Annotated in this window: 17 protein-coding genes; 12 read left to right on the forward strand and 5 right to left on the reverse strand. The window is 56.9% G+C overall.

What is annotated here, in order from left to right:
• Positions 1-23: 23 nt before the first annotated feature.
• Positions 24-578, reverse strand: a complete 555-nt coding sequence (locus Q0792_RS17000) for a GFA family protein (protein ID WP_298843544.1) — start codon at positions 576-578, stop codon at positions 24-26.
• Positions 579-781: 203 nt separating this feature from the next.
• On the opposite strand from Q0792_RS17000, the gene Q0792_RS17005 reads away from it, so the two are divergent.
• Positions 782-979 carry a hypothetical protein gene (locus Q0792_RS17005; protein ID WP_298843547.1) on the forward strand — a complete coding sequence of 66 codons (198 nt, stop codon included), beginning with the start codon at positions 782-784 and terminating at the stop codon, positions 977-979.
• A 594-nt stretch (positions 980-1,573) separates the two neighbouring features.
• Here the strand turns inward: Q0792_RS17005 and Q0792_RS17010 are convergent.
• The 3 genes from Q0792_RS17010 to Q0792_RS17020 all read right to left on the reverse strand — a co-directional run bounded on the left by Q0792_RS17010 (position 1,574) and on the right by Q0792_RS17020 (position 4,218).
• Positions 1,574-2,365, reverse strand: a complete 792-nt coding sequence (locus tag Q0792_RS17010) for a prephenate dehydrogenase/arogenate dehydrogenase family protein (RefSeq protein WP_298843550.1) — start codon at positions 2,363-2,365, stop codon at positions 1,574-1,576.
• Between the two features lie 309 nt (positions 2,366-2,674).
• The gene (locus Q0792_RS17015; RefSeq protein WP_298843552.1) at positions 2,675-3,301 is read right to left on the reverse strand and encodes a LysE family translocator; all 627 of its coding nucleotides are present in this window, start codon (positions 3,299-3,301) and stop codon (positions 2,675-2,677) included.
• A 374-nt stretch (positions 3,302-3,675) separates the two neighbouring features.
• The gene (locus tag Q0792_RS17020; protein ID WP_298843555.1) at positions 3,676-4,218 is read right to left on the reverse strand and encodes a hypothetical protein; all 543 of its coding nucleotides are present in this window, start codon (positions 4,216-4,218) and stop codon (positions 3,676-3,678) included.
• Positions 4,219-5,989: 1,771 nt separating this feature from the next.
• On the opposite strand from Q0792_RS17020, the gene Q0792_RS17025 reads away from it, so the two are divergent.
• The 4 genes from Q0792_RS17025 (at position 5,990) to Q0792_RS17040 (ending at position 9,367) form a co-directional block, all read left to right on the forward strand.
• Entirely contained in the window at positions 5,990-6,703 is a 714-nt protein-coding gene (locus Q0792_RS17025) for a GntR family transcriptional regulator (protein ID WP_367276782.1), read from the forward strand.
• 32 nt (positions 6,704-6,735) lie between these two features.
• Entirely contained in the window at positions 6,736-7,749 is a 1,014-nt protein-coding gene (locus tag Q0792_RS17030) for an ABC transporter substrate-binding protein (protein ID WP_298843558.1), read from the forward strand.
• 63 nt (positions 7,750-7,812) lie between these two features.
• A complete protein-coding gene (locus Q0792_RS17035) occupies positions 7,813-8,580 on the forward strand; it encodes an ABC transporter ATP-binding protein (RefSeq protein WP_298843560.1) in 768 nt (255 codons plus the stop codon).
• Positions 8,573-9,367 (forward strand): ABC transporter permease, encoded by a 795-nt coding sequence (locus Q0792_RS17040; protein WP_298843563.1) that lies wholly within the window; start codon positions 8,573-8,575, stop codon positions 9,365-9,367. The genes Q0792_RS17035 and Q0792_RS17040 overlap by 8 nt, the downstream gene beginning before the upstream one ends.
• Before the next feature lie 652 nt (positions 9,368-10,019).
• Here Q0792_RS17040 and Q0792_RS17045 read toward each other — a convergent pair.
• Positions 10,020-12,746: an EAL domain-containing protein gene (locus Q0792_RS17045; RefSeq protein ID WP_298843566.1), complete on the reverse strand. Its 2,727-nt coding sequence runs from the start codon at positions 12,744-12,746 to the stop codon at positions 10,020-10,022.
• 1,113 nt (positions 12,747-13,859) lie between these two features.
• Here Q0792_RS17045 and Q0792_RS17050 point away from each other — a divergent pair.
• The 7 genes from Q0792_RS17050 (at position 13,860) to Q0792_RS17080 (ending at position 20,894) form a co-directional block, all read left to right on the forward strand.
• A complete protein-coding gene (locus tag Q0792_RS17050) occupies positions 13,860-15,170 on the forward strand; it encodes an ABC transporter substrate-binding protein (protein WP_298843569.1) in 1,311 nt (436 codons plus the stop codon).
• Positions 15,171-15,299: 129 nt separating this feature from the next.
• Positions 15,300-16,187, forward strand: coding sequence for a carbohydrate ABC transporter permease (locus Q0792_RS17055; protein WP_298843572.1), 888 nt, complete (start codon positions 15,300-15,302; stop codon positions 16,185-16,187).
• Between the two features lies 1 nt (position 16,188).
• Entirely contained in the window at positions 16,189-17,001 is an 813-nt protein-coding gene (locus Q0792_RS17060) for a carbohydrate ABC transporter permease (protein ID WP_298843575.1), read from the forward strand.
• On the forward strand, positions 16,998-18,023 hold the full coding sequence (locus Q0792_RS17065) for an NAD(P)-dependent oxidoreductase (protein WP_298843578.1): 1,026 nt from the start codon (positions 16,998-17,000) through the stop codon (positions 18,021-18,023). The genes Q0792_RS17060 and Q0792_RS17065 overlap by 4 nt, the downstream gene beginning before the upstream one ends.
• Before the next feature lie 11 nt (positions 18,024-18,034).
• Positions 18,035-19,039: an ABC transporter ATP-binding protein gene (locus tag Q0792_RS17070; RefSeq protein ID WP_298843580.1), complete on the forward strand. Its 1,005-nt coding sequence runs from the start codon at positions 18,035-18,037 to the stop codon at positions 19,037-19,039.
• 19 nt (positions 19,040-19,058) lie between these two features.
• Complete coding sequence (locus Q0792_RS17075) at positions 19,059-20,087, forward strand: LacI family DNA-binding transcriptional regulator (RefSeq protein WP_298843581.1); 1,029 nt, start codon at positions 19,059-19,061, stop codon at positions 20,085-20,087.
• Between the two features lie 27 nt (positions 20,088-20,114).
• A complete protein-coding gene (locus Q0792_RS17080) occupies positions 20,115-20,894 on the forward strand; it encodes a ThuA domain-containing protein (protein ID WP_298843584.1) in 780 nt (259 codons plus the stop codon).
• Positions 20,895-20,984: the final 90 nt, after the last annotated feature.

The raw sequence follows: 20,984 nt of genomic DNA on the forward strand, positions 1-20,984 counted from the left end.
GTGCTGAATGCGGCCCGTTCCGGTCAGTCGACTGCGGTCGCGTTCAATCGTTTGCGCTGCCGAAGGCCGTCATTAGTACAGGGTGCAGCATCTGGGCCCGAGCGGATGACGGCACCGTGGAACGAAGCCACCGATACTGCTCGAGCAGCCTCAATGCATTTAAGTATCCAACGATCCTGATTTTTATTGCGCGGAACAGCCGCCAGATCGAGCGGCCACGGTTGTGCTGGCCGGCACCAAACCTGCTGTTTCGGCGTCAACAGCTGCCGCTGGCGTATCGTGTCGATCCGAAGTTCGGAAAACGCATCGGGTTGGTCGGGTGTTTGTGCATAGATGCGCGTCCCGCAATCACCACAGAAACTCAGACACCGACGCCGACCACTTTCGGCAATGGTTTCGAATATCGTGAGACTTCCGCTGGCCAGTGCCCCCCGGCGATCATGGCTATGAACCACCCGGCCGAAAGCTGTGCCGGAATTGATCTGGCAATTCTGACAGTGGCAGATCACGCAGCCTTCGGAGTCTGCAACAGACAGATATGCGATAGCCCCACAAAGGCATCCTCCGTCCACGTCCATTCGTTGTTTCTTTATGGCTGATCTGGTCTGAACCTGTCCTGACGTCTCGCACCTGGACAGATTGCAGTCATTCGGCTCAGTCAAGAAGGGCTGATTACGGGCTCCTTGCATATCCCGGAGACAGCGCAGCATCTTATTGCAGACTGACCGGGTCAAAATCGGGCAGTCGTTGCGGGAAAGCACGGTGGAGCGGAGGATCGGTCATGGAAATGTCAGTCCTGTCTGCCGTCAGAGCGCTTCGCCCTGCAGGGAACAAGGGACGAACTGTTGGCCCAAAGCGACCACTGAAACCAAAGCATGTCTGTGCGATCAGCGTTCCACCAGAACTGACCGAAAACCATCACGACCTGGCGCTGTTTCACATAGCAATCGTCAACAACCCCGAGGTAGTGATCAGCTGAAGATGAAACTGGGTGATGTCAGGGCGCCGGGCCGGATCAGAGAGCGGGCTTCCGTCCTGCAAAGAAAACCCAGAAACCAGTGCGGTTTGAAACACCTGAAGGCACCTGTGCATCGCCCGGGGAGTGGATGGAAGACGATCTGACGACAGGATCCAAATGTCTGTGGCCCGACCAGTTTCGCAAGTACCCACACATCTTGGTGCGACAGAATGCACAGATTGTCATATGCTGCGCTACGTCGATCTGCCCGGAGGCCAGTGCGTATTGCACACACTCGATGCAGCGAAAAAAGAGCACAGGTGATTTCGAGGACACGTGCAATCTGCGCTCGGATCAGCTGTTTTTGGGCTGCACAACGACGGGCAGCACCGCTGGAACTCTTGGTGCTGCCCCTGAAGATGCGCTCGCGGTTGCGGAGGCTCTTGAAATCCACGAACGCGCGTCGTTTCGACAGGCGACCCCAATCGGACCGTCAGCTCTTTGTCCGAATGCTGCTGTTGCAATCGCCGTGGCCGCCGTTCGCAGCGCGGGCCAAATCTGCAACCGCCTGAAATCATGGTCTGTCAGGCTTTGATGCACATAGACACTGTTTCATCAGCGTTCGGTTACGTTATGTGGCGGTATCTTCAGTGTTGTTTCCAGCTCAACGCTCAGAGCTGCAGCCAAATCAAAAAACTGTCGTCGCACTTTTTCCGCGTAAGGATTGGCCTTCTCTATTGCTTCGAATACTTCCGGCGCATCGTGCTGCACCATGGAAATAGCCTCAGATAACAGGTCAAAGCTCCTGGTCGTCATGCGCGTTGGAAGCGGACCCATTCTCAAAAGTACTTTGGCGATCAGATGGGTGAGCCCCTGAACAACTGCTGCCTCCCGGTCGTGCTCTTCTGGTGTGGTCATAATGACAGCCAGCCCCAGAACCTTGCGCAAAAATGCAGCAAGCCTCACGTGTCGTCGTCCCCGAATGGGGCAGAGTGCGATTTTCAGACCCTCAATACCTGCTGACGCACTCTGAGGGCCAAACAATGGGTGAGTTGCCACGATGTCTGCGTGACTGGGCAGCAAACGCCGCATGATTTCCGTGGGAACGACCTTGACTGAGCCAACATCAACAACCAGCGCGCCGGGTCTGCAAGCAACCGCAATCTGGCCGACCACCTGCTCAAATGAAGGCACTGGTGCCGCAATGAGGATCACGTCGGCCTGCGATACCGAGTGCAGAGAAGACAGGCGCACCCCAAGTTGCCTAGCAACCATGGTAACGTCCGGGGACGGATCATAAGCCGTTATTTCGAAATATGGGGCGAGATGAAGGGCTGCAAGTTGTCCGAATGCACCAAACCCCACGATGCCGACCGAGGGGTTTTGACTTCTGCTGTTGTTGTTCATTTTTCGACCTTTGAATATGCCGCCTGGCACAAGGTCGAGTTAACGTTGACCGCTGTCAGGGGCAGCGGAAAACACATGATGAAGTACCCGCAGCTATTGAAGCGGAGGATAATATTCCTGCGATGCGGAAACCGGTTTCATCATGCGTTCAGTCGTAAGGTACTCAAGACAGCAGTGTCAATGAAATCACAACAGAGCATCCATTGAGTTCCGGGTAGTAACCGGACGAAGATCGCTCGCAACGAACTCTGCTGCAAGACCGTATGATTGGCGGTTGAGCCGTGTCCGTTACCATGCCGAAAAGGTAAACTACCTCTCCTGCAGCGCGAGGCGCACGCCCAGTGCGCAGTAAATGCAGCCAACAACCTTGCCCTGCCACTTAAGAACAGTCGGATTGCGGCGCAGAAAATTGCCAAGACCACCGGCCGCTACCGAGTAGACGATCGTGCTGACGAAGCCGATTAACGCAAATACGATCCCAAGAACTGTAAGCTGCGCGGCCACGAAGCCTTTCTCCAGGACAACAAACTGAGGCAGGAAAGCGAGGAAGAACAGAGCGGTCTTTGGGTTAAGCACTTCGGCAAGGATCGCCTGTCTGAAAGCTTGATTTGCCGTGACAGGGACACGACCCTGGCCAAGATCGACCGAAGCCTTTGCGAATATCGCCCTCAAACCAAGGTAAACCAGATACGCCGCACCGAGGTATTTCACGATTGTAAACAGAGTGGCTGACGTCGCAACAATGGCGGAGATTCCGACCACTGCCATGATTGTGTGGAGCAGGTCACCCGCCGTGATACCCGCACCCGTCGCAATACCGGCTTTTGTTCCAGAAGTCGTGGCTCGTGCAACCGTCAGAAGAGTTGCGGGTCCGGGAACGAACACAAAGCCCAGAACAATCAACGAATAGGTCAGCAGCACGGTGGGGTCGATCATTCTGTTTTCTCCAAAAATCCTTTAGCCTGTAGCCATCCACAGGTCAGGAAGAATGGCAAGCCCGGGAACCGGTCGTTCGCTGCATCCTCTCGTTTGAGAATGTCCAACGCACTGCAAATCTCAGATGGACCGCCGGCTCTGCCCGGGGCTGAGCGAATGGCTCTGCAGACAGCCCCAACCGGATTATGATCCCAAATCTCGGTACGGCGGTGGGCATTCCCCGTTTCGATCTTTACGGAAGGTCAAGGCAGTTTTCCTGGAAGCACTCTCTAATCGCATCCTGGTGGGTGTCCAGGGCCCGGGACGTCAGGTTTGCCAGCACGAAAGGACGCAGGCCTGCGGTTTTGAGCAATAACGGAGCGGTCGAGAAAGTTTCAGATATGAGGAAACCCGTCTGATTTATCCAACAGGCCCCGACCGTCTGGGTCATCCTTTGCAGTGACGTTAAGTGCGCGCAGGATCGCTTTTCTACCGGCGTGATCCTTCGCCGCAGCAATGACCGTGCGAATCCAATCTGGTTCGAGCCCTGGATAAACAATGCAAATCTTTGGGGAAAAAGGGACACCGACCATCTCGCGGGACGGCTGGAAGTCATGTCGCTTGCAGCTGAGCCTGTCGTCTCTCGGATATTTGGCGACCCTGATCAGATCATTGAGTGGACGCGCCGGATTTGCACCGTAACGGCAGTCATTTTCAGGAAGCGAGAGACTGTCATTATGGGCCCGCTTCTCACGATCGAAGAAAAAGCTGGCGATGTCGGCAGCGATCATAAAGCTTGTGCAGTACGGTATTGCGTCGACGTCGGCGGGCCAGGCTTCGATCAGGTCCACATTCTTCACGCATGTCGAGATGGCTTTTTCATTCAGGCGCGCAAACGCATTGGCGACAAAAATAATGGTGTCGACCTGTCGCGACAACAGCGGTGCAAGGCCCGGGTTGTCCTCATGCCCCCCGCCCCCTTGAGCTCATTTCTTCGGGAACAGTTCATCTGGTCGGGCGAATGCCTCCGAACAGGGTAAGATTTCCTGATCCAAAGGAATGAAGTGCTCGGGAAATCCGACATTCGACATTCGTCAGCAGGAACGCCCTTAGAGTGAAGGTCCAAATCGCTTCGACCGGCGGCGCACCAGAGACCGCAGTCACATTGACTGACGAAAAGCTCAGTCTGTATCGATCAGTGCGGTTTCCATATTGAGGGTTCTTCAGGCAAAGCTCGGTAGTCTCACAATCGCGCTGCACGTATCTGGTGGCGTCGTCGTATCCATAGCTTTTCACAAAGTCACCGCCAAACGCGGCGCTCGATACCTCTGAAGTCAAGGACCTTGGGCACGCCGGAATTCAAAGGCGTCATTTCGAAACGATACTCCTCGTCCGGATCCATGTTCCAACGCTGTGTCAGGAGCGCCCCGCCCTCAATAAGACATGGCCGGGGCCTGCCTCCAGTGCACGGAATCGAGGTGCAACTAAACCCGGAATTGGCTGAGATTTAGCGCACATCATCATTCCTGCCCAAGTCAGGTGAGGTTCAGATCTGTCCCCGCGCCGCCGGCGCCGCTGCCGCGCCCTGGAAAACGACCTCGAAGGACGCCCGTTGCCTGATCTGGGCATTCTGCATCCCGGGACAGCCGATGCCGCGCTGCGGTGTCTGCCAGTATCCGGCGGTGAAGCTTCTTCACATGAATTGAAAAAGCGTTCCTGAGCTCTGATGAGAAGGCAGAAGGAGTGACCAGGGCAGCAAAGACGGGCAGCCTGGCGACGACGCTCTGAAATCGGGCTCCGGGCACTGGAGATCCCCGTGATCGGGCGTGACGGCGAACTCCGCGCCATCTCGCACCGGTTCGTCGCAAGAAGCATGACTTGCCAGGCCAAGCCGGTTCAGCTTGCTCAGGACCACGTCGTTTCGTGGATAAATTGACACGATCAAAAACAACTATCCCGCGCGAATAAATCCATCGACAATGATCCGTGTCCGACCATCCCACAGCCGAAAGCTTTGCAAGCCAAGGAACGGCATTTCGGTTCCTGCGCCCTAGAATGGAGTCGTGGCGCCATTCCTCCTGTTCCAATCCCAAAAATCTTCAGACTGGGAGTTGCAAGACGGTAGGACCAGCAGAGCGAGGCGACCTACCAGGCACCGAAGCGGACTTTGTGCAGTCTTTACCGTGAAGCAAAAGCTGGCCGAAATTCCCTGCCAAAGCAATTTACTTATCCGGGGACATCATCCGTCTCTCCGGTATCCGTTTTGCGCTGATCCGGAGAATTGTGGCCTGCCCAAAAATGACATCCAGAGAACCAGAACAGGTCAGCCGTTAATTCGGCACAGTCCCTCTCCTGCCACTGGCCAGGCGCTCGTATCGCTGCGTTGCCGCCCGTCGAAAGAGACATTCGCTGCGACGCCACAATCGAACGGGCGGCGATCAGGCTGTCCGCGGGACCGAAAAGACCCGTGCAGTTGCGGCTGGTGCTTACGCAGCAATCCCTTACTCTTGCAGTGCATCTGTCGCTCAATCGCAGTCCAGGTCGTCAGAGCGGTCATAAAAGACTGGTCTTGGCGGCCAGATTTGAGCCCTTCATTCACGGCCCGGCTGGTGCGACCCGATCCAATGGATGGCCGATGCGTGAGAACTGTTGTGCTTTGCAAAATTTCCACTTCCGGCTCCCAAAAGCGTCCCATGTTGACAAAAGAGTGTGCGCGCACCTAAAAATATCCAATGTTTTCATTTTTGCGGAACAAAATTGCTTTTCTCAGGTAAAAAAGCGGATGACGGGACGATTGTTGAGCTGTTGGCCTCGACCTTACGACGCGACATCGCGTTCGGCACTCTGCTGCCCGATCAAAAGCTGAAAATCGAAGAGTTGCGCGCACGCTACGGCGGGTCGAACCATTCGATGCGCGAAACACTGAGAATTCTGTCCACCGAAGGCCTGGTTGAAGCAACAGCCCAGCGTGGGTTCCGCGTGACCTCTGCCACCGAGGACGATATGCGCGACATTCAGATGGTCCGCTTTGAAGTTGAGAAGGTGGCTCTGTCCCGCTCCATTGCTCTGGGTGATGTGGCCTGGGAGGGCCGCGTGATGGCCGCGCATCACGCTTTACAAAAGGCTGAAGCCGAGGCGGTCTCAAGCCCGGATACTCTGACTGCATTGCGGTGGGATGAAGCCTGCCGGGCCTTTTCCTATGCCTTGATTGAGGCCTGCGACAGCCCGCGTCTGATTGATTTGCACCGAAAGTTTTTCGACCAAAGCCGCCGGTTCAGATTGGCAAAGATGCGCGAAGGCCGGCTGGACTGGGCGGCGCGGAAACAGCGCCAGCAAGGCTTGCTTGAGGCCGTGCTTGCTCGAAACGAAGACGCCGCATTACGGCTTTTGCGGCAGGATGTTGATGCGGAGTTACAGCACTAAACGACGACAAGTGATCTTTCTGGGAGGACAACATGACACTTTTTAATCGCCGCAAGGCACTGGCCCTGATGGGGGGAACAGTTGCTGCCTCAGGACTGGCAGCACCGGCATTGGCCGCAAACAAAAAGATCAAGGTGGGCGCGCTGCGCTTCACCTCGCATTCGGGTAACTTTGTGGGCTTTGAGCGCGGATATTTCGCAGACGCTGGTCTTGATGTCGAATTTGAATTCTTTCAGGCGGCACAGCCCATGGCGATCGCGATTGCCTCCGGTGATGTTGACTATGCAGTCACCGCTGTCTCTGGCGGGTTGATTAACCTTGCGGAGAAGGGTGCGATCAAAGTGATCGGCGGCGCGTTGAGCGAAGAAGCTGGCATTGACGGTCAGAAATACCTGATTTCAGACGCCTCCTATCAGGCCGGTATCAAGACATTGAAAGACCTTGACGGCAGGAAATACGCCATCACGCAGGCAGGCTCGTCGTTCCACTACATGGGATCGAAAATGGCGACCGCTGAAGGGATCGACCTGAGTTTTACACCGCTCCAGAAAGTCGGCGCAATTATCGGCGCCATGAAATCCGGCCAGGTCGACGGGTGGTCCATTGTGCCCCATATCGCCAAGCCGCTGGCCGCGGCAGGCGCCTGGCACATGGTTGCGAATGTGTCGGACTATATCCCTGACTATCAGGTGACGACGGTCTTTACCTCCGCCAGAAATGCTGCTGAAGAGCGCGGCATGACCGAAGGCTTCCTGAACGGCTTCTCCAAAGGTGTCGATGATTACGCGGCTGCAATGATCGACGGAACCGCGGATCAGGATGAGATGGTAGATCTGATCCACAAATACGTCTACACCGACCGCGAACGCGCCAAGGCGGCTCCGTCCATCATCAACGGTACGATGCGCATCAATAAGGGTGCGGCACTGAATATCGCATCGATCCGGGATCAGCTGTCCTGGTTCCAGTCCGAAGGTCTGGTGGATGCTGGTATCTCGATCGACCAGCTGGTGGATACGTCCTACGTGGACATCATCGGGGCCTGATTTTCTTCTGATGGAGGGGCTGGCTGCGCGCTGGCCCCTCACATCTCATATAAAAGGTCCTTGATGGATATTCGACTGGACGGCATTGGCCATTCCTACGACGATTTTGAAGTGATGCGTGACATTTCGCTGGATATTTCCAGCGGGCAGATTGTTTGTATCGTCGGCCCATCGGGTTGCGGAAAGTCCACACTTCTGCGCTTTATCGGCGGGTTGGAGCGGCCCAGGCAGGGCCGCGTGCTGCAATTGGGCGAACCTCCCAAAAGCTGCCTGAACCCACTGACCTACATCTTCCAGGACTTCGCACTGCTGCCGTGGCGGTCTGTGTCCGGCAATATCTCACTTGTGCTCGAAGATCACGGCATCAAGGGCCCGGTTGCGAAAGAGATCATTGCGGACGTGCTGGCGCGCACAAAGCTGACCGACTTTGCCAAGGCCCTTCCAAAACAGCTGTCCGGCGGGATGAAACAGCGCGTCGCCATTGCGCGCGCTCTGGCTGTAAACCCCGCCGTGATGCTGATGGATGAGCCGCTCTCCGCGCTCGACAGCCAGACGCGCGAGCTCCTGATGGATGACCTGATAGAGCTTTGGACGCGCAGGCCGTTTACCGCCGTTTACGTCACTCACAATCTGGCTGAGGCCGTGCGCCTGGGCCACCGCGTCGTTGTGCTGTCACGTCGCCCGGGGCAGATCCGCGAAGTAGTCAACATCGACAAGCCTCTGGCCGCGCGCGAGTTCGGGGATGCCGATCTGGAAAAAACCCAAAAATACCTGTGGCAGTTGATGCGCGACGAAGCGCGCGCTGCAGATGCGGAGCTGCTTCATGGATGACAGCGGAAAATCTGTTGCCTTTCGCGGCGGCGGCTTCGCACCGAAATCGCGCCGCTGGGTCGGTGTCGTTGTATTTGTAACTCTTGTACTATTCATCGAATTGGGCACGCGGGCGGGCTGGATTTCATCCCTGTCCCTGCCGCGCCCTTCTGATGTGTTCGAGACATTCCGCCAGCTTTATGACAGCGGGCTGCTGTTTAAACACCTTGGCCCCAGCCTTTCGCGCCTGACAGTGGGTGCCATTATCGGGGCCAGCGTCGGGATCAGTGTGGGCATCCTGATCGGCCTGTTTTCATATGTCCGCTCGGGACTTGTGCCACTCGTGGCTGCAATTTTTCCTATTCCCAAGATCGCTTTGCTGCCGCTGTTTGTGATCTGGTTTGGCATCGGCGAAGGCTCCAAATACGCGCTCATTGCCTTTGGCACCTTCACTCCGACAGTCGTGGCCACCTATGGCGCCGTGGACAATGTGGACCGCACGCTGATCCGCATGGGGCAGAGCTTTGGCCTGTCGTGGTGGTCCATCGTGCGCAAGATCGTTCTGCCCGGCGCGATGCCGGGGATATTGTCAGGCCTGCGCATCAGTCTCGCCATTGCGATCATTCTGCTTGTTGCCGCGGAAATGCTTGGGGCGGAATACGGCATCGGGGCTTATATACTTGAGGCCGGATCGCTTTATGATCTTGAAAGGCTCTTTGCGGGCGTCGTGATCCTGTCCCTGCTGGGGGTTCTGGTCAGCGGGATCATCGGTATGGCCGAACGCCGTCTGCTGGGCTGGCGGACATGACGGGCAGGTCCGAAACCGACCACGAGGGCGTAGTTGCCAGCTGCGGCATCGACGGCACCGGGACTGCGGCTGTCACGCGCACGACGGAGCAAACCCGTTCCGTCACATTGGCCGGCTTGGCTTTCCGTTCCTGTAGCGAGGCGGACAACGCGGTCCTTTGAGCACACCACGGCAAGGGCCGAAATGTCCTTGCCGCAGCGCTCATAAATGGCCGGTTGTCGCATCAACGCAGCGTGAACAGCGGAGCATGTGTATATTTTTTCGTGCTCCGCTCAGGCGCAGCAAAAAGTGTCGTGTGTGCATGTTCGGCTCGTAGCTGCAATCAGAGTCGGTGCGGTATCACCCCCTGCCCCTCTTCCATCGAATCTCGTGGACGGCCGGTTCCGGACTCGCCGATGCAGTGAGGAGCCGCAATGCAGCTTGACCAGGCCGGACTATCGTCAGATACCGGAATTGTTGCGGCCCCTGTTCGGCTGTGCACGGGATACAGACGCCGCTTCTGAGGTGAGACATCAGGCGGCAGAGGGCCTGGACAACCGGATCCATCACCAGAACTCCCCGGGACGGACCGCCCGCCCGGGTGGATGTTGGTGGGTTCAGTTCACTTTGGATTAAGCGGTTTGCAGGCGGACCACTGGAAGAAAAGTGGTGTTCAGCCCGCCGGTTTCGCATTGCGGATTTCGCGGGACCTGGCCCAGGAAATGAAGTCCTGCGGAAGCATGGGACGACCAAAATGGTAACCCTGCAGAATATCTGCACCTGCCGAGACCAGGACTGCGGCTTCGGACTCCGTTTCGACCCCTTCAACTGTTACCTCTGCGGCTACGCTGTGAACCATCTCGATCATGCCCTTTAAAAAGTTTGCCCGTTCTCGGTTTTTGTCGATGCCGGGTACGAAGACCCGGTCTATTTTCACCCTGTCGGGTTTCAGCTCGAGCATCCCGGCGATACTGGCGTGCCCGGTACCAAAATCGTCAATTTCGATGCGCACAGCGTGATTTTTCAGTGACCAAAGACGGTCACGGAGTTCCTCGCTGAAATTGTCCATGAAAGCCGTCTCGAGAATTTCGATCGCCAGTTCTCCGGGCAGCGGCCCCGCCTGATTTATGTCTGAAATCAGAGACGGATCAGAAAGACGTTCTGCAGAAACATTGACAGAGATACTTGGCAGGTCCATTCCGGCATCCTGTATGTCAGCCCAGGTTGCCAGAGCCAGCTTTAAAATCCGGGAATCGAGTTCAGCGGTCAGACCCAGTTCTTTTGCCAGTGGCAGGAATACGTCAGGAGACAGCCGGCCCCGTTTCGGATGATCCCAGCGAGCCAGAATTTCACATCCAAGCAATGCGCGCGACCTCGCGGATACCTGTGGCTGAAGATGGATGCAGAACTCTTCCCTCTCGAAAGCGAGTTTGAAATCTCCAAGCATTTCGAGACGTTCTTCATGTATCGCACCCATAGTTGATGCGTAGGCTACGGCACAGTTCCTGCCATGGGTCTTTGCTTCGTAGAGCGCCATGTCTGCGCGTTTCCGGGTTTCGATGTTCTGTTCATCCTGATCAGCTATGGCAAATCCGATCGATGCGCCGGCACGGAGTTCTGTTGTCCCGAATTCAACCGGCTCGCAAAGCCGGTCAACGAGGTTGTCACAGAACACCTGCGCATCACCCAGATCACCATCGAAGTCTGCAAGTACAATGAATTCGTCGCCGCCAATCCGAAACGCAAAATCCCTTCCGTGTTTCAGGTGCGCGCGCAGGCGATCTGCCGTGACCGCCAGAACCCTGTCTCCGGCCTCGTGACCATGTGTGTCGTTCACGTCCTTAAACCGGTCGAGGTCAATCGCCAGAACGAGGAGATTGCAGTTTTCTGATACGTCCCCGGAAAGCGAGACTTCATCAAGCAGGATGCGATTTCCCAGACCGGTAAGCGCGTCGTGCCTCGCGGCCCATGCGCTTTCTTCCTGAACCTTGCGAAGAGCTGCGAACGAATCTTCGGCAAGTGTGCGCATTTCGCGTTCTGTGTTCAGCCGCCTGACCTGCTCTGCAATTTCGTTCTCAATCCTGTCGAGAACGTTATTGAAACTGATCGCCAGAGCGCCGTTTTCGGTGGACCGTTCAACTGCGAGCCTTCTACCCGGCTTCTCCTGACGATAATGCGACCTGATCTGATGAACAAAATCAGAAAATGAATTTTGCTCGTGATTTTCTGCAAGGTTGAGGCCTCGTACTTCGTCACGTCTGGAGGCACGGAACAATCCGGCATGTTTCAGGGCGATTGCAAGTGGGGTAAGAGTCAGAACGACCCAGAACCCAATAGCCAGAATGCCCATCATCTGAATGCCAAGCTGTTCCGCACGTGATTCTGCAGGCAGGAGTGCCACATCACCAAACAATGCAACGGCCATGGTTCCCCATATACCTGCCCCGAGATGAACCGGCACGGCGGACACCACATCGTCGATATGCAGTGCTTCCAGCAGTTCCATTGCCAGTACCATAACGAGAGCACCGGATGCGCCGACCAGAAAAGCATCGCTGGCCGTGTAAATATCGATGCCCGCCGTACCTGCCACCAGGCCCGCGAGAACCCCGTTGATGACGACATCAACACGAGCGTATCTGTAGATGATGAGGCAGATAGCAATTGATGCGACACCACCTCCGGCGGCCCCGATCGTTGTTCTGGCAATAATCGGACCAACCGCTTCCCCGAAAAACTGTGCGCTTCCCCCGTTGAACGCACCCCAGCCTATCCAGAGAAATACTGCACCAAGGGCTTTCATTGCCGTTGAGCTGCCCTCGAACCGGCGACCGACATGCGAAAACCGGCCCAGCCGGGGGCCAACGACACAAACCGCAACAAGCGCGGCCCAGCCACCTACGCTGTGAACGACCGTAGCACCGGCGAAATCATGAAAACCCGCTTCTTGCAGCCAGCCGACCTCTTCAGAAAGAATATTGCCGCTCCAGACCCAGTGCCCGACGACCGGATAAACCAGTGCACCGAGCGCTATGGAGAACAGGACATAGCCAATATAGCGTTCACGTTCAGCAACTGCTCCTGACACAATGGTTGCCGCAGTCGCCGCAAATGCCAGTTGGAAGAAAAACAACGAGGCCAGTTCGCCCGTGGTGTTATCCAGAGGCAGCAAAAAGCCAGACGTCCCGAAAAAGCCTGCATAGCTTGCACCAAACATAAGGCCAAACCCAATAACCCAATAGGCTGTTGCAACACAGCAGATGTCGCTGATGTTCTTCAGGGCGACATTCCCGGCATTTTTTGCCCGCACGGTACCTGCCTCAAGACAGAGGAAACCACACTGCAGGTCCAGTACGATCAACCCGCACAGGATTATCCACAGCTCGCTTACTTCTGACATTGAGAACCTGCAACCAACTCATATCCGGGAAATTTTTCTAAGCGCGCTGCTGATAAGAATTCGTGAACTGTGTATGGCCCGGCGCCGGTAAATCCGGAAAATTTTGCATAACTGTGTCCATGGTCACGCGGTTTTCCACCACAATAATCCATGCTTCAAAACCTGTGATCCAGCCGCTGGTTCAGGCCTCTGAGGTGTGAGCAGATGGACCCGGGAGAGGATGGACCGGGTAACGCTGCTTCAGCGGCGGACTGATCGTGAGCGTGATTGCTCTGCATGCATAAGCGCAAAAAAACCTTGCTCTATCAGAGGTGACAGACCGGCGCGGCGCGCCCGCACAACAGATGTAAAAGCCCGCTGATTTTCGCATCTCTGCTTTTTAGCATCACAAGCAATGCAGTTCGGTCGGATGAACAATCGTTGGCGTATCTTGAGAAAAAAAGACCTCGGGTTGGTCCCGTATGTCTATTCCCACATGCCATAAGGTGGGGACGGCATCTTTCTCGACAACTTTTGCTGTTTGGTCGCTGTGCAGAACATGAGCCTCAAACCGGCCAGTCACCTCGCAACGGTCTGGGTAAATGCGTTCGAAGCAACCGAGCAAGCATTGTTCCGGGGCACGACTGTCCAGAACCAGGTCCTGCGACTGCAGGCCCTCACTGAAACACGCCAGATCCAGATTCACATTCTTCGGTCCACGCCACATACCGACGGACGCGGCGCCGCAATTGTTCTCCAACGTCAGGGCAGAGGCGATAGCTGACTGCTGCTGATCACCATTGTCGGGTGTCCTGTCATGGGTGCGTAACACGCTGAAGAACACGCCACTGAGCTTAAACCGCGCATCGCAGGATCGCACCAAAAGAGGAGGTTTTCCTGCCTGTTTCTGCGATCTCCCCAGTTGCAAATCGCAGGAGGAATCACCCGGAGTACAGTCACATATGCGGTCCGAAAACTGTGTGCCGCGCATAGTTGTGAAAAAAGTTTTACCACCGGAAACGAGACCCGAATCCCAATCAAATGAGCAGCTTAGCTCCCCATAAATGTATTCGTTTACAGAAATAATGTAAACGAATACATTTAAAGTGATTACTACATCGACTGGAGGATACGATGAGGAATTTTTTTGGCACTGCCACGGCAGTCGGGCTGCTTTGGTGCATGCCGGCAATCGCACAGGCACAAAGCGAAGTCATCGTCTGGGTGGCGGGAGAGCCCGGGCAGACGACCATCTACGACGAACTGGCCGAGGCATTTAACGCGTCCCAGTCGGACGCAACAATTACTGTCGTCAAGAACTCGTCTGATCTGTTCAATCCAGCGCTTATCCCTGCTTTGTCCGCAGGCGAAGGACCGGATCTCTTTACCTTTGGCACAGGTCCGGGTCAGCCCGCGGCGCTCATCGCAGGCGGCCTTGTTGCCGATCTGACGGATGCATACCGCGAGCACGGCTGGGCGGACACGATCCCCGAAGGGATCATCGTGCAGACATCCAGCGACGGTAAACTCTGGGCGTTCGGGAATGAGGTCGAAACGACTGGCATGTTCTACAATCAGGCAATCTTTGACGAAGCCGGCGTTTCAGTGCCGACCACATGGGCAGAAATGGAAGCGGTGGTTTCTGCCCTGCAGGCCGCGGGATATGATACGCCAATTGGTCTCGCAGCAGCGGACAAATGGCCGGTGTCCCACTGGCAGTCCATGATGTTCGGCCGCTACGCTGGTCCGGAAGGCATCGAGAACGTCCTGTTCGGGGACGGGGAATGGACCGATGCACCATTCGTCGCTGCTTCTGCAAAACTGCAGCAGATGGGCCAGGCCGGCTGGTTCGGGCCCACGCCCGTGGCAATTGGCTATGGCGAGTTGATGGACAGCTTCTGGGCAGGCGACGTGCCTATGACTTTCACCGGGCCATGGGTCATCGGTGGCGGCATCCAGGCGACGGGGGACCGTATCAGCGACTACAGTGTCTTTGCGGTACCGCCTTTCGAAGAAGGTCAGGCTATTCACCCGACCAACTCAATCGGCAGCGGCTGGTACGTCCGGGAAGGATCAGAAGTGAAGGAACACGCCATCGCTTTTCTGAACAGCATGTTTCTGGAAACCGAAGGACGCGTCGCATTGCTGAATGCGGGTACGATCCCTGTCGGACCCCTGGAGGACGCTCTGGCGCAGGCCGACCTGTCGCCACTTGCGCAGGACATCTGGAAAACGTCTGACGATCACGCCGGCAACGGCACTGTTCCGGCGTTTCTTGACACCATCACTCCGGGTGGACTGACGACCGTCTCTTATGACGGTCTGCAGGGACTGCTTCTGAATGTCATGACACCTGAAGAGTTCACGGCAGAGATGCAGAGCGCCTGGGCCGAGGCCAAGGAAGCAGGAGAGATCATGCTGCCCGGCGGCATCGCAGACGAGTAATCGCGCGCATCCACCGCCAGCTGCGGTTCCCGGGAACCCTCCCCCCCGGGAACTGCCACCCGACGATAATCCAGTGTGCAGGCGCCACCTGTGGCGTGTCGCAGGCAATTTTCATGTGGAGAAGAGGCCATGTTGCTCGATCCGAATTCCAGACTGGCGCAGCGGTTGAACCCCATTCTGTTCCTCTTACCCGCCCTGTCGATCTATGTCGTCTTCGCGATCTATCCGACAGTTTCCGTCATCGAGTATTCGTTCACGGACTGGGACGGGATCAGCCCGGAACGCAGCTACATCGGCCTTGAAAACTACCGCAAGATGTTTTCGGACAGGGTTTTCTGGGAGGCTTTCCGAAATACCTTTGTCTGGTCAGGTGTTATCCTCGTGATCAATGTCGGGCTGGGTCTGGTCATCGCGGCGATGCTGGCGCGCGTCTGGAAGGCGCGGCTGCTCATCCAGACCTGCATCGTTCTGCCTGTGGTCATTTCGCCCATGGCAGTCGCCACAATATGGCGCTGGATGTACCAGCCCAACGGCGTTATCAACCAGCTTCTTGACGGCATCGGTCTTGGCGCTCTGGCCCGGCCCTGGCTGGGTGATCCCAGTGTTGTGCTCTATGCGTTGGCGTTCGCGCACAGCTGGTCAACCATCGGGCTCAGTGTGATCATATTCCTTGCAGGCCTGCAGGCCGTGGACGAAGACCTCTACGAGGCGTCCAGGGTGGACGGGGCGACCCCGTTACAACAGTTCCGCTATGTCACGATGCCTGCGTTGCGCCCGGTGACGGCCGTGGTTTTCATTCTGACCCTTACCCAGTCTTTCAAGGTCTTCGACATCGTCTGGGCCACGACGCAGGGCGGTCCTATCCGGTTCAGCGAAATCCTCTCGACCTACATGTACAAACGTGGCGCGCTGGAAAACGACTACGGCTACGGATCGGCGATTGGCGTTGCCCTTCTGGTGATCGTCAGCATCGCCACCATCATCTACCTCCGGCTTCAGAACAGGAAGGACCAGTAAGATGGCACGCAAATGGATCCTTCTGTTCATCCTCGGCGTCATCGCCGTACTGATGGCCGCACCGCTGGTGCTGACCGTGTTTACATCGCTCAAGCCCACGACAGAACTGGTGAACCCCGCCTGGTATCCACCACGGGACATGACCTTCGAACACTACCTGCGCGTCTGGACGGAGGGTGGCTTCAGCCGTTACTTTGCCAACACTCTGATCATCTCTGCGGTGGATGCAGTTGTCATGATCGCCATCGCGTCGCTCGCGGCATATGCGATGGTGTTTATGGAATTCCGCGGCAAGATGTTGCTGCAACTCCTTTTCGTACTCGGCCTCATGATACCTGTAACGGCTGTCGTCCTGCCGCTCTTTCAGATCGTCCGGTCAATGGGTCTGCTGAACACACATCTGGGCGTTATCCTGGCGGATCTTGCCCTCGCCGTTTCTGTCTTTGTGTTCATGTTCACCTCTTACTTCGCCGGTGTACCGAAAGCCCTGCACGAAGCCGCCCGCATTGACGGCGCGACCGAATTCCAGATTTACCGACGTGTGGTGATGCCGATTGCCACGCCAGCGGTGGTTACGACAGCGCTGTTGGAATTCCTCTGGAGCTGGAATGATCTTCTGTTGCGTTTGCTCATTATGACACGTGAAGAAATGCGCACTTTGTCTGTCGGCCTGCTCAACTTCCAGGGCACAATGACCCGCGACGTTACGGGCCTGTCCAGCGGGACCGTTATCATGGCGATCCCGGTTGTCCTGTTGTTCCTTGTCTTCCAGCGCAGCTTTGTCCGCGGCATGACTGCGGGAGCAGTCAAATGACCAGAAGCATCCTGATAATGGACCAGCATTTCCGCCAGCTGGAAGAACTGTTCCGCCCGGCAGCCTACAGCGCGCTCAAGGAGACCTGCGATGTGGTCGGCGGCGCAAACTGGCCACTGCCGAAAGATGATCTGGCAATGAGCCTGCCGGATGCCGAGTTCATCATTGCCGCCAGACCGGAGCTGACCCGTGAACAGATTGGAATGGCCGGAAATCTCAGGGCCGTGATCGAGGTCGCCGGAACGTTCCAGACCGGTATCGACTATCAGGCCTGTTTTGACCGCGGGATCGAGGTTTTGTCCTGCGCGCCGGGGTTTCGGTATTCGGTTGCGGAAATGACCCTTGGGCTGATCCTCGCGGGCGCGCGGGGCATCGTGGATGAACACGAAAGGTTCCGCGCGGGATCCGAGCGATGGCTGCATGATAACATGGGCACGGACTTCTCACTTTATGGACAGACCATCGGCTTTGTAGGATACGGATCAATTGCGCGGGAAGCGGCGCGCCTGCTCACTCCGTTCGCCCCGAAAATCAAAGCATTCGATCCCTGGCTCGAAGCGGCAGGAACGCTCGATGATGTGGAATTCTGCGATCTGGAAGAGACGCTGACCTCCTGCCGCTGCGTCGTCGTTGCAGCAACACCCACCGAAGAAAACTATCATCTGGTGTCCCGTGAGCTGATCGCGAAAATGCCGCGCGGCACCCTTGTGGTGGTTATCAGCCGCGCGCATCTGGTAGATTTCGAAGCGCTGGTCGAAGCCGCCGATGCCGGACGCCTGCGGATTGCGAGCGATGTGTTCCCGCGCGAGCCGGTGTCCAAACGCGATGCCATGCGCCAGGCTGAAAACGTGATCTGGTCTCCACACCGTGCCGCCGCTGTCGAAGGCGGGCGTCACCCGATCGGTGACATGATCCTGCACGATATCAGGGCTATTCAGTCGGGACGGCCGGAACGCCGGCTGCAGACAGCTTCGCTTGAGAACATTCGGAAAATCATTCGCGCACCGCTGGTGGCGAGCTAAGGGAGGTATCGATGGCTGGAGTCGAACTGAAGAACCTGTCGAAGGCTTATGGACAGACAGAGGTACTGCACGACATCAATCTGTCCATTGCAGATGGCGAATTCATTGTCTTCGTCGGCCCATCAGGCTGTGGCAAATCAACTTTGCTGCGCATGATCGCCGGACTGGAGGAGATCACGGGAGGGGAGTTGCTGATCGGCGATGCCCGCGCCAACGAGCTGTCGCCAAAGCAGCGTGACATCGCCATGGTGTTCCAGTCCTACGCGCTTTATCCGCAAATGACAGTCGCGGAAAACATGGGCTTTTCACTGAGCCTGGAAGGCAAATCGAAAGCTGAGATTGCAGAAAAAGTGCAGGAAGCAGCAGATGCGCTGCAGCTTGGACCCTATCTGGACCGCAAGCCCGGCCAGCTTTCCGGCGGGCAACGCCAGCGTGTCGCAATTGGCCGCGCCATCGTACGCAAACCCAAGGTATTTCTGCTGGACGAACCGTTGTCCAACCTCGACGCCGCATTGCGGTCAGAAACACGGGTCGAAATCAGCGAACTGCACCAACGTATGGAAACGACAATGATCTACGTCACGCACGATCAGGTGGAGGCCATGACCATGGCCGACCGGATTGTCGTCCTGAACGGTGGCTGTATTGAACAGGTCGGCAGCCCGATGGATTTGTACAATAATCCGGCATCCGAGTTTGTGGCGGGTTTCATTGGCTCCCCAAAAATGAACTTCATCAAGGGCCCACAGGCAACAGCCGTCGGCGCCACGACATTGGGTGTGCGCCCGGAACATTTTGAGGTTGGCCCATCTGACGGGGCATGGGCTGGCAAAGTAGCGCTGGTTGAGCGTCTTGGGCACGACACCGTCCTGTATGTACATGCAGAAGACGCCGGCGCACTTACTGTCAGCCTCAGCGGTCAGCACCAACAGCAGGTCGGGGACACGGTTTACTTGAAGCCGCGCCCCGAGTTCATCCATAAGTTTGACCAGAACGGTCGCCCGATAACGATGTGACCCGATGAATGTGGTGACCATGAGCACAAAAAAACCGACCGTAAAAGACGTGGCCCGGGAAGCCGAGGTATCCATCGCCACGGTATCGCGCGCCATGTCGCGGCCCGATGATGTAAAGCCCGAAACGCGTGACCTAGTGTTCGAGGCCATGAAGCGTCTGGGCTATCGCGCCAATCAGGCCGCTGCAGAATTGCGCCGTGGCAGCAGCAAGACACTGCTGGTTCTGGTGTCTGACATTACCAATGCTTTCTTTGCTTCGTTCTTTAAAGGGATTGAGGAGGAAGCGCGCGAACAAGGCTATGTTGTGCTGATCGGCGACACCTCAGGCGATACGCAGACCGAAAGAGCCTACACGGACATGCTGTTGATGAATCAGGCCGGTGGGATGATCATCAACACGCTCAACATACCCGAAGACCTGCTGCCCAGCGACGACAACGGGACTTATTCCGGACCGCCGCTGGTGTCGTGTGGCGGGCACCGCGAACTGGAGTTGCCGACAGTGCGCACCGGTGACGAGCTCGGGGGGCGTCTGGCAGCTGAACACCTTATCGGGCTGGGTCATACCAGTATCGTGCAGGTCTGCGGCTCGCTTGACATTCCGGCTTTCGAGCGACGGTATCTAGGGTTCCGGGATGCTCTGCTCAAGGCAGAAATTGATCCGCAGGATGAACGTCGCATTCTGGGTAATCTGTCGATTGAATTCGGGCAGGATGCGGCAAGATCCCTGGTAGCTTCGGGAAACCTGCCAACTGCGGTCTTTGTCCACAATGACGAGACCGCTACGGGCGTTCTGCACGGTCTTGCCCGCGCGGGGCTGCGCGTGCCCGGGGACATATCCGTAATTGGGTATGACGACATGCCCTATTCGGCCGTCTTCAACCCCGGTCTGTCTTCGATCCGGCTTCCGCGCCGCGAATGGGGCAGACTGGCGGCCCGCAAGTTAATCGCTGTACTCGAGGGTCAACCGGGCGCGGGAGAGCCGCTCATCATTGATCCGGAGCTGATCATCCGGGACAGCACAGGCGTCCCGCGCGATGCACTCTGACAACACACAGATCAAGGAATTCAAACGATGATCCAGGCAGTTGTCTGGGGCGAGAACGTCCATGAAAAGAAGAGCAGTATCGTCGCCGATCTATATCCCGATGGCATGCACAACTGCATTGCGGACGCACTCAGGACCGGCGGAATCGATGCCACGACGGCCACCCTGCAAGAGCCGGAGCACGGCCTTCCACAATCGCGGCTGGACAGAACGGATGTGCTTTTGTGGTGGGGCCATGCCGCCCACGGAGATGTAGACGACGCGGTTGTGGACCGTGTCGCCGACGCGGTCTGTGCGGGCATGGGGTTGATCGTGCTGCACTCGGCGCATTTCTCGAAGATATTCAAAAAGCTGATGGGCACCCCCTGCAATCTGACATGGCGTGAGGCAGGCGAGCGTGAGCGGCTCTGGGTCACTTCCCGGCACCACCCGATTGCGCGCGGACTGCCCGATCATTTCGAACTTGAGCAGGAAGAAATGTATGGCGAACCTTTCGCTGTGCCCGAACCTCTTGAGACGGTCTTTATCAGCTGGTTTCAGGGCGGCGAAGTCTTTCGCTCCGGGCTCACCTACCGGCGCGGTGCGGGCAATATTTTCTACTTCCGCCCCGGCCACGAAGCCTATCCGACGTACCATGACCCCAATATTCAGAAAGTGCTTGTGAATGCCGTGACCTGGGCCGCCAGTCCGGAGACCCGCATCACTGATGTCCATGCGGCACCCAACACAGACGTCGCGGATGCGCTGGAGCCGATCACCGCACGCGGCCCCAAGCTCCACGCCGACGGCGAAGAAGGGTATCGCTGATGAGCCGGAAGATACGCCCTGGGATGGTCGGGGGTGGCGAACCACGCCGGATTCCGACCCGAGGGGGTACCGACCCTGGAAATCATGCCG

This window comes from uncultured Roseobacter sp., from assembly GCF_947495025.1.
Taxonomy (GTDB): Bacteria; Pseudomonadota; Alphaproteobacteria; order Rhodobacterales; family Rhodobacteraceae; genus Roseobacter.

Excerpts from the sequence above, each read along its gene's own strand:
- Q0792_RS17000 (WP_298843544.1), bottom strand. The coding sequence starts at position 578 with ATGGACGTGGACGGAGGATGCCTTTGTGGGGCTATCGCATATCTGTCT.
- Q0792_RS17005 (WP_298843547.1), top strand. The coding sequence starts at position 782 with ATGGAAATGTCAGTCCTGTCTGCCGTCAGAGCGCTTCGCCCTGCAGGG.
- Q0792_RS17010 (WP_298843550.1), bottom strand. The coding sequence starts at position 2,365 with ATGAACAACAACAGCAGAAGTCAAAACCCCTCGGTCGGCATCGTGGGG.
- Q0792_RS17015 (WP_298843552.1), bottom strand. The coding sequence starts at position 3,301 with ATGATCGACCCCACCGTGCTGCTGACCTATTCGTTGATTGTTCTGGGC.
- Q0792_RS17030 (WP_298843558.1), top strand. The coding sequence starts at position 6,736 with ATGACACTTTTTAATCGCCGCAAGGCACTGGCCCTGATGGGGGGAACA.
- Q0792_RS17035 (WP_298843560.1), top strand. The coding sequence starts at position 7,813 with ATGGATATTCGACTGGACGGCATTGGCCATTCCTACGACGATTTTGAA.
- Q0792_RS17040 (WP_298843563.1), top strand. The coding sequence starts at position 8,573 with ATGGATGACAGCGGAAAATCTGTTGCCTTTCGCGGCGGCGGCTTCGCA.
- Q0792_RS17045 (WP_298843566.1), bottom strand. The coding sequence starts at position 12,746 with ATGTCAGAAGTAAGCGAGCTGTGGATAATCCTGTGCGGGTTGATCGTA.
- Q0792_RS17050 (WP_298843569.1), top strand. The coding sequence starts at position 13,860 with ATGAGGAATTTTTTTGGCACTGCCACGGCAGTCGGGCTGCTTTGGTGC.
- Q0792_RS17055 (WP_298843572.1), top strand. The coding sequence starts at position 15,300 with ATGTTGCTCGATCCGAATTCCAGACTGGCGCAGCGGTTGAACCCCATT.
- Q0792_RS17060 (WP_298843575.1), top strand. The coding sequence starts at position 16,189 with ATGGCACGCAAATGGATCCTTCTGTTCATCCTCGGCGTCATCGCCGTA.
- Q0792_RS17065 (WP_298843578.1), top strand. The coding sequence starts at position 16,998 with ATGACCAGAAGCATCCTGATAATGGACCAGCATTTCCGCCAGCTGGAA.
- Q0792_RS17070 (WP_298843580.1), top strand. The coding sequence starts at position 18,035 with ATGGCTGGAGTCGAACTGAAGAACCTGTCGAAGGCTTATGGACAGACA.
- Q0792_RS17075 (WP_298843581.1), top strand. The coding sequence starts at position 19,059 with ATGAGCACAAAAAAACCGACCGTAAAAGACGTGGCCCGGGAAGCCGAG.
- Q0792_RS17080 (WP_298843584.1), top strand. The coding sequence starts at position 20,115 with ATGATCCAGGCAGTTGTCTGGGGCGAGAACGTCCATGAAAAGAAGAGC.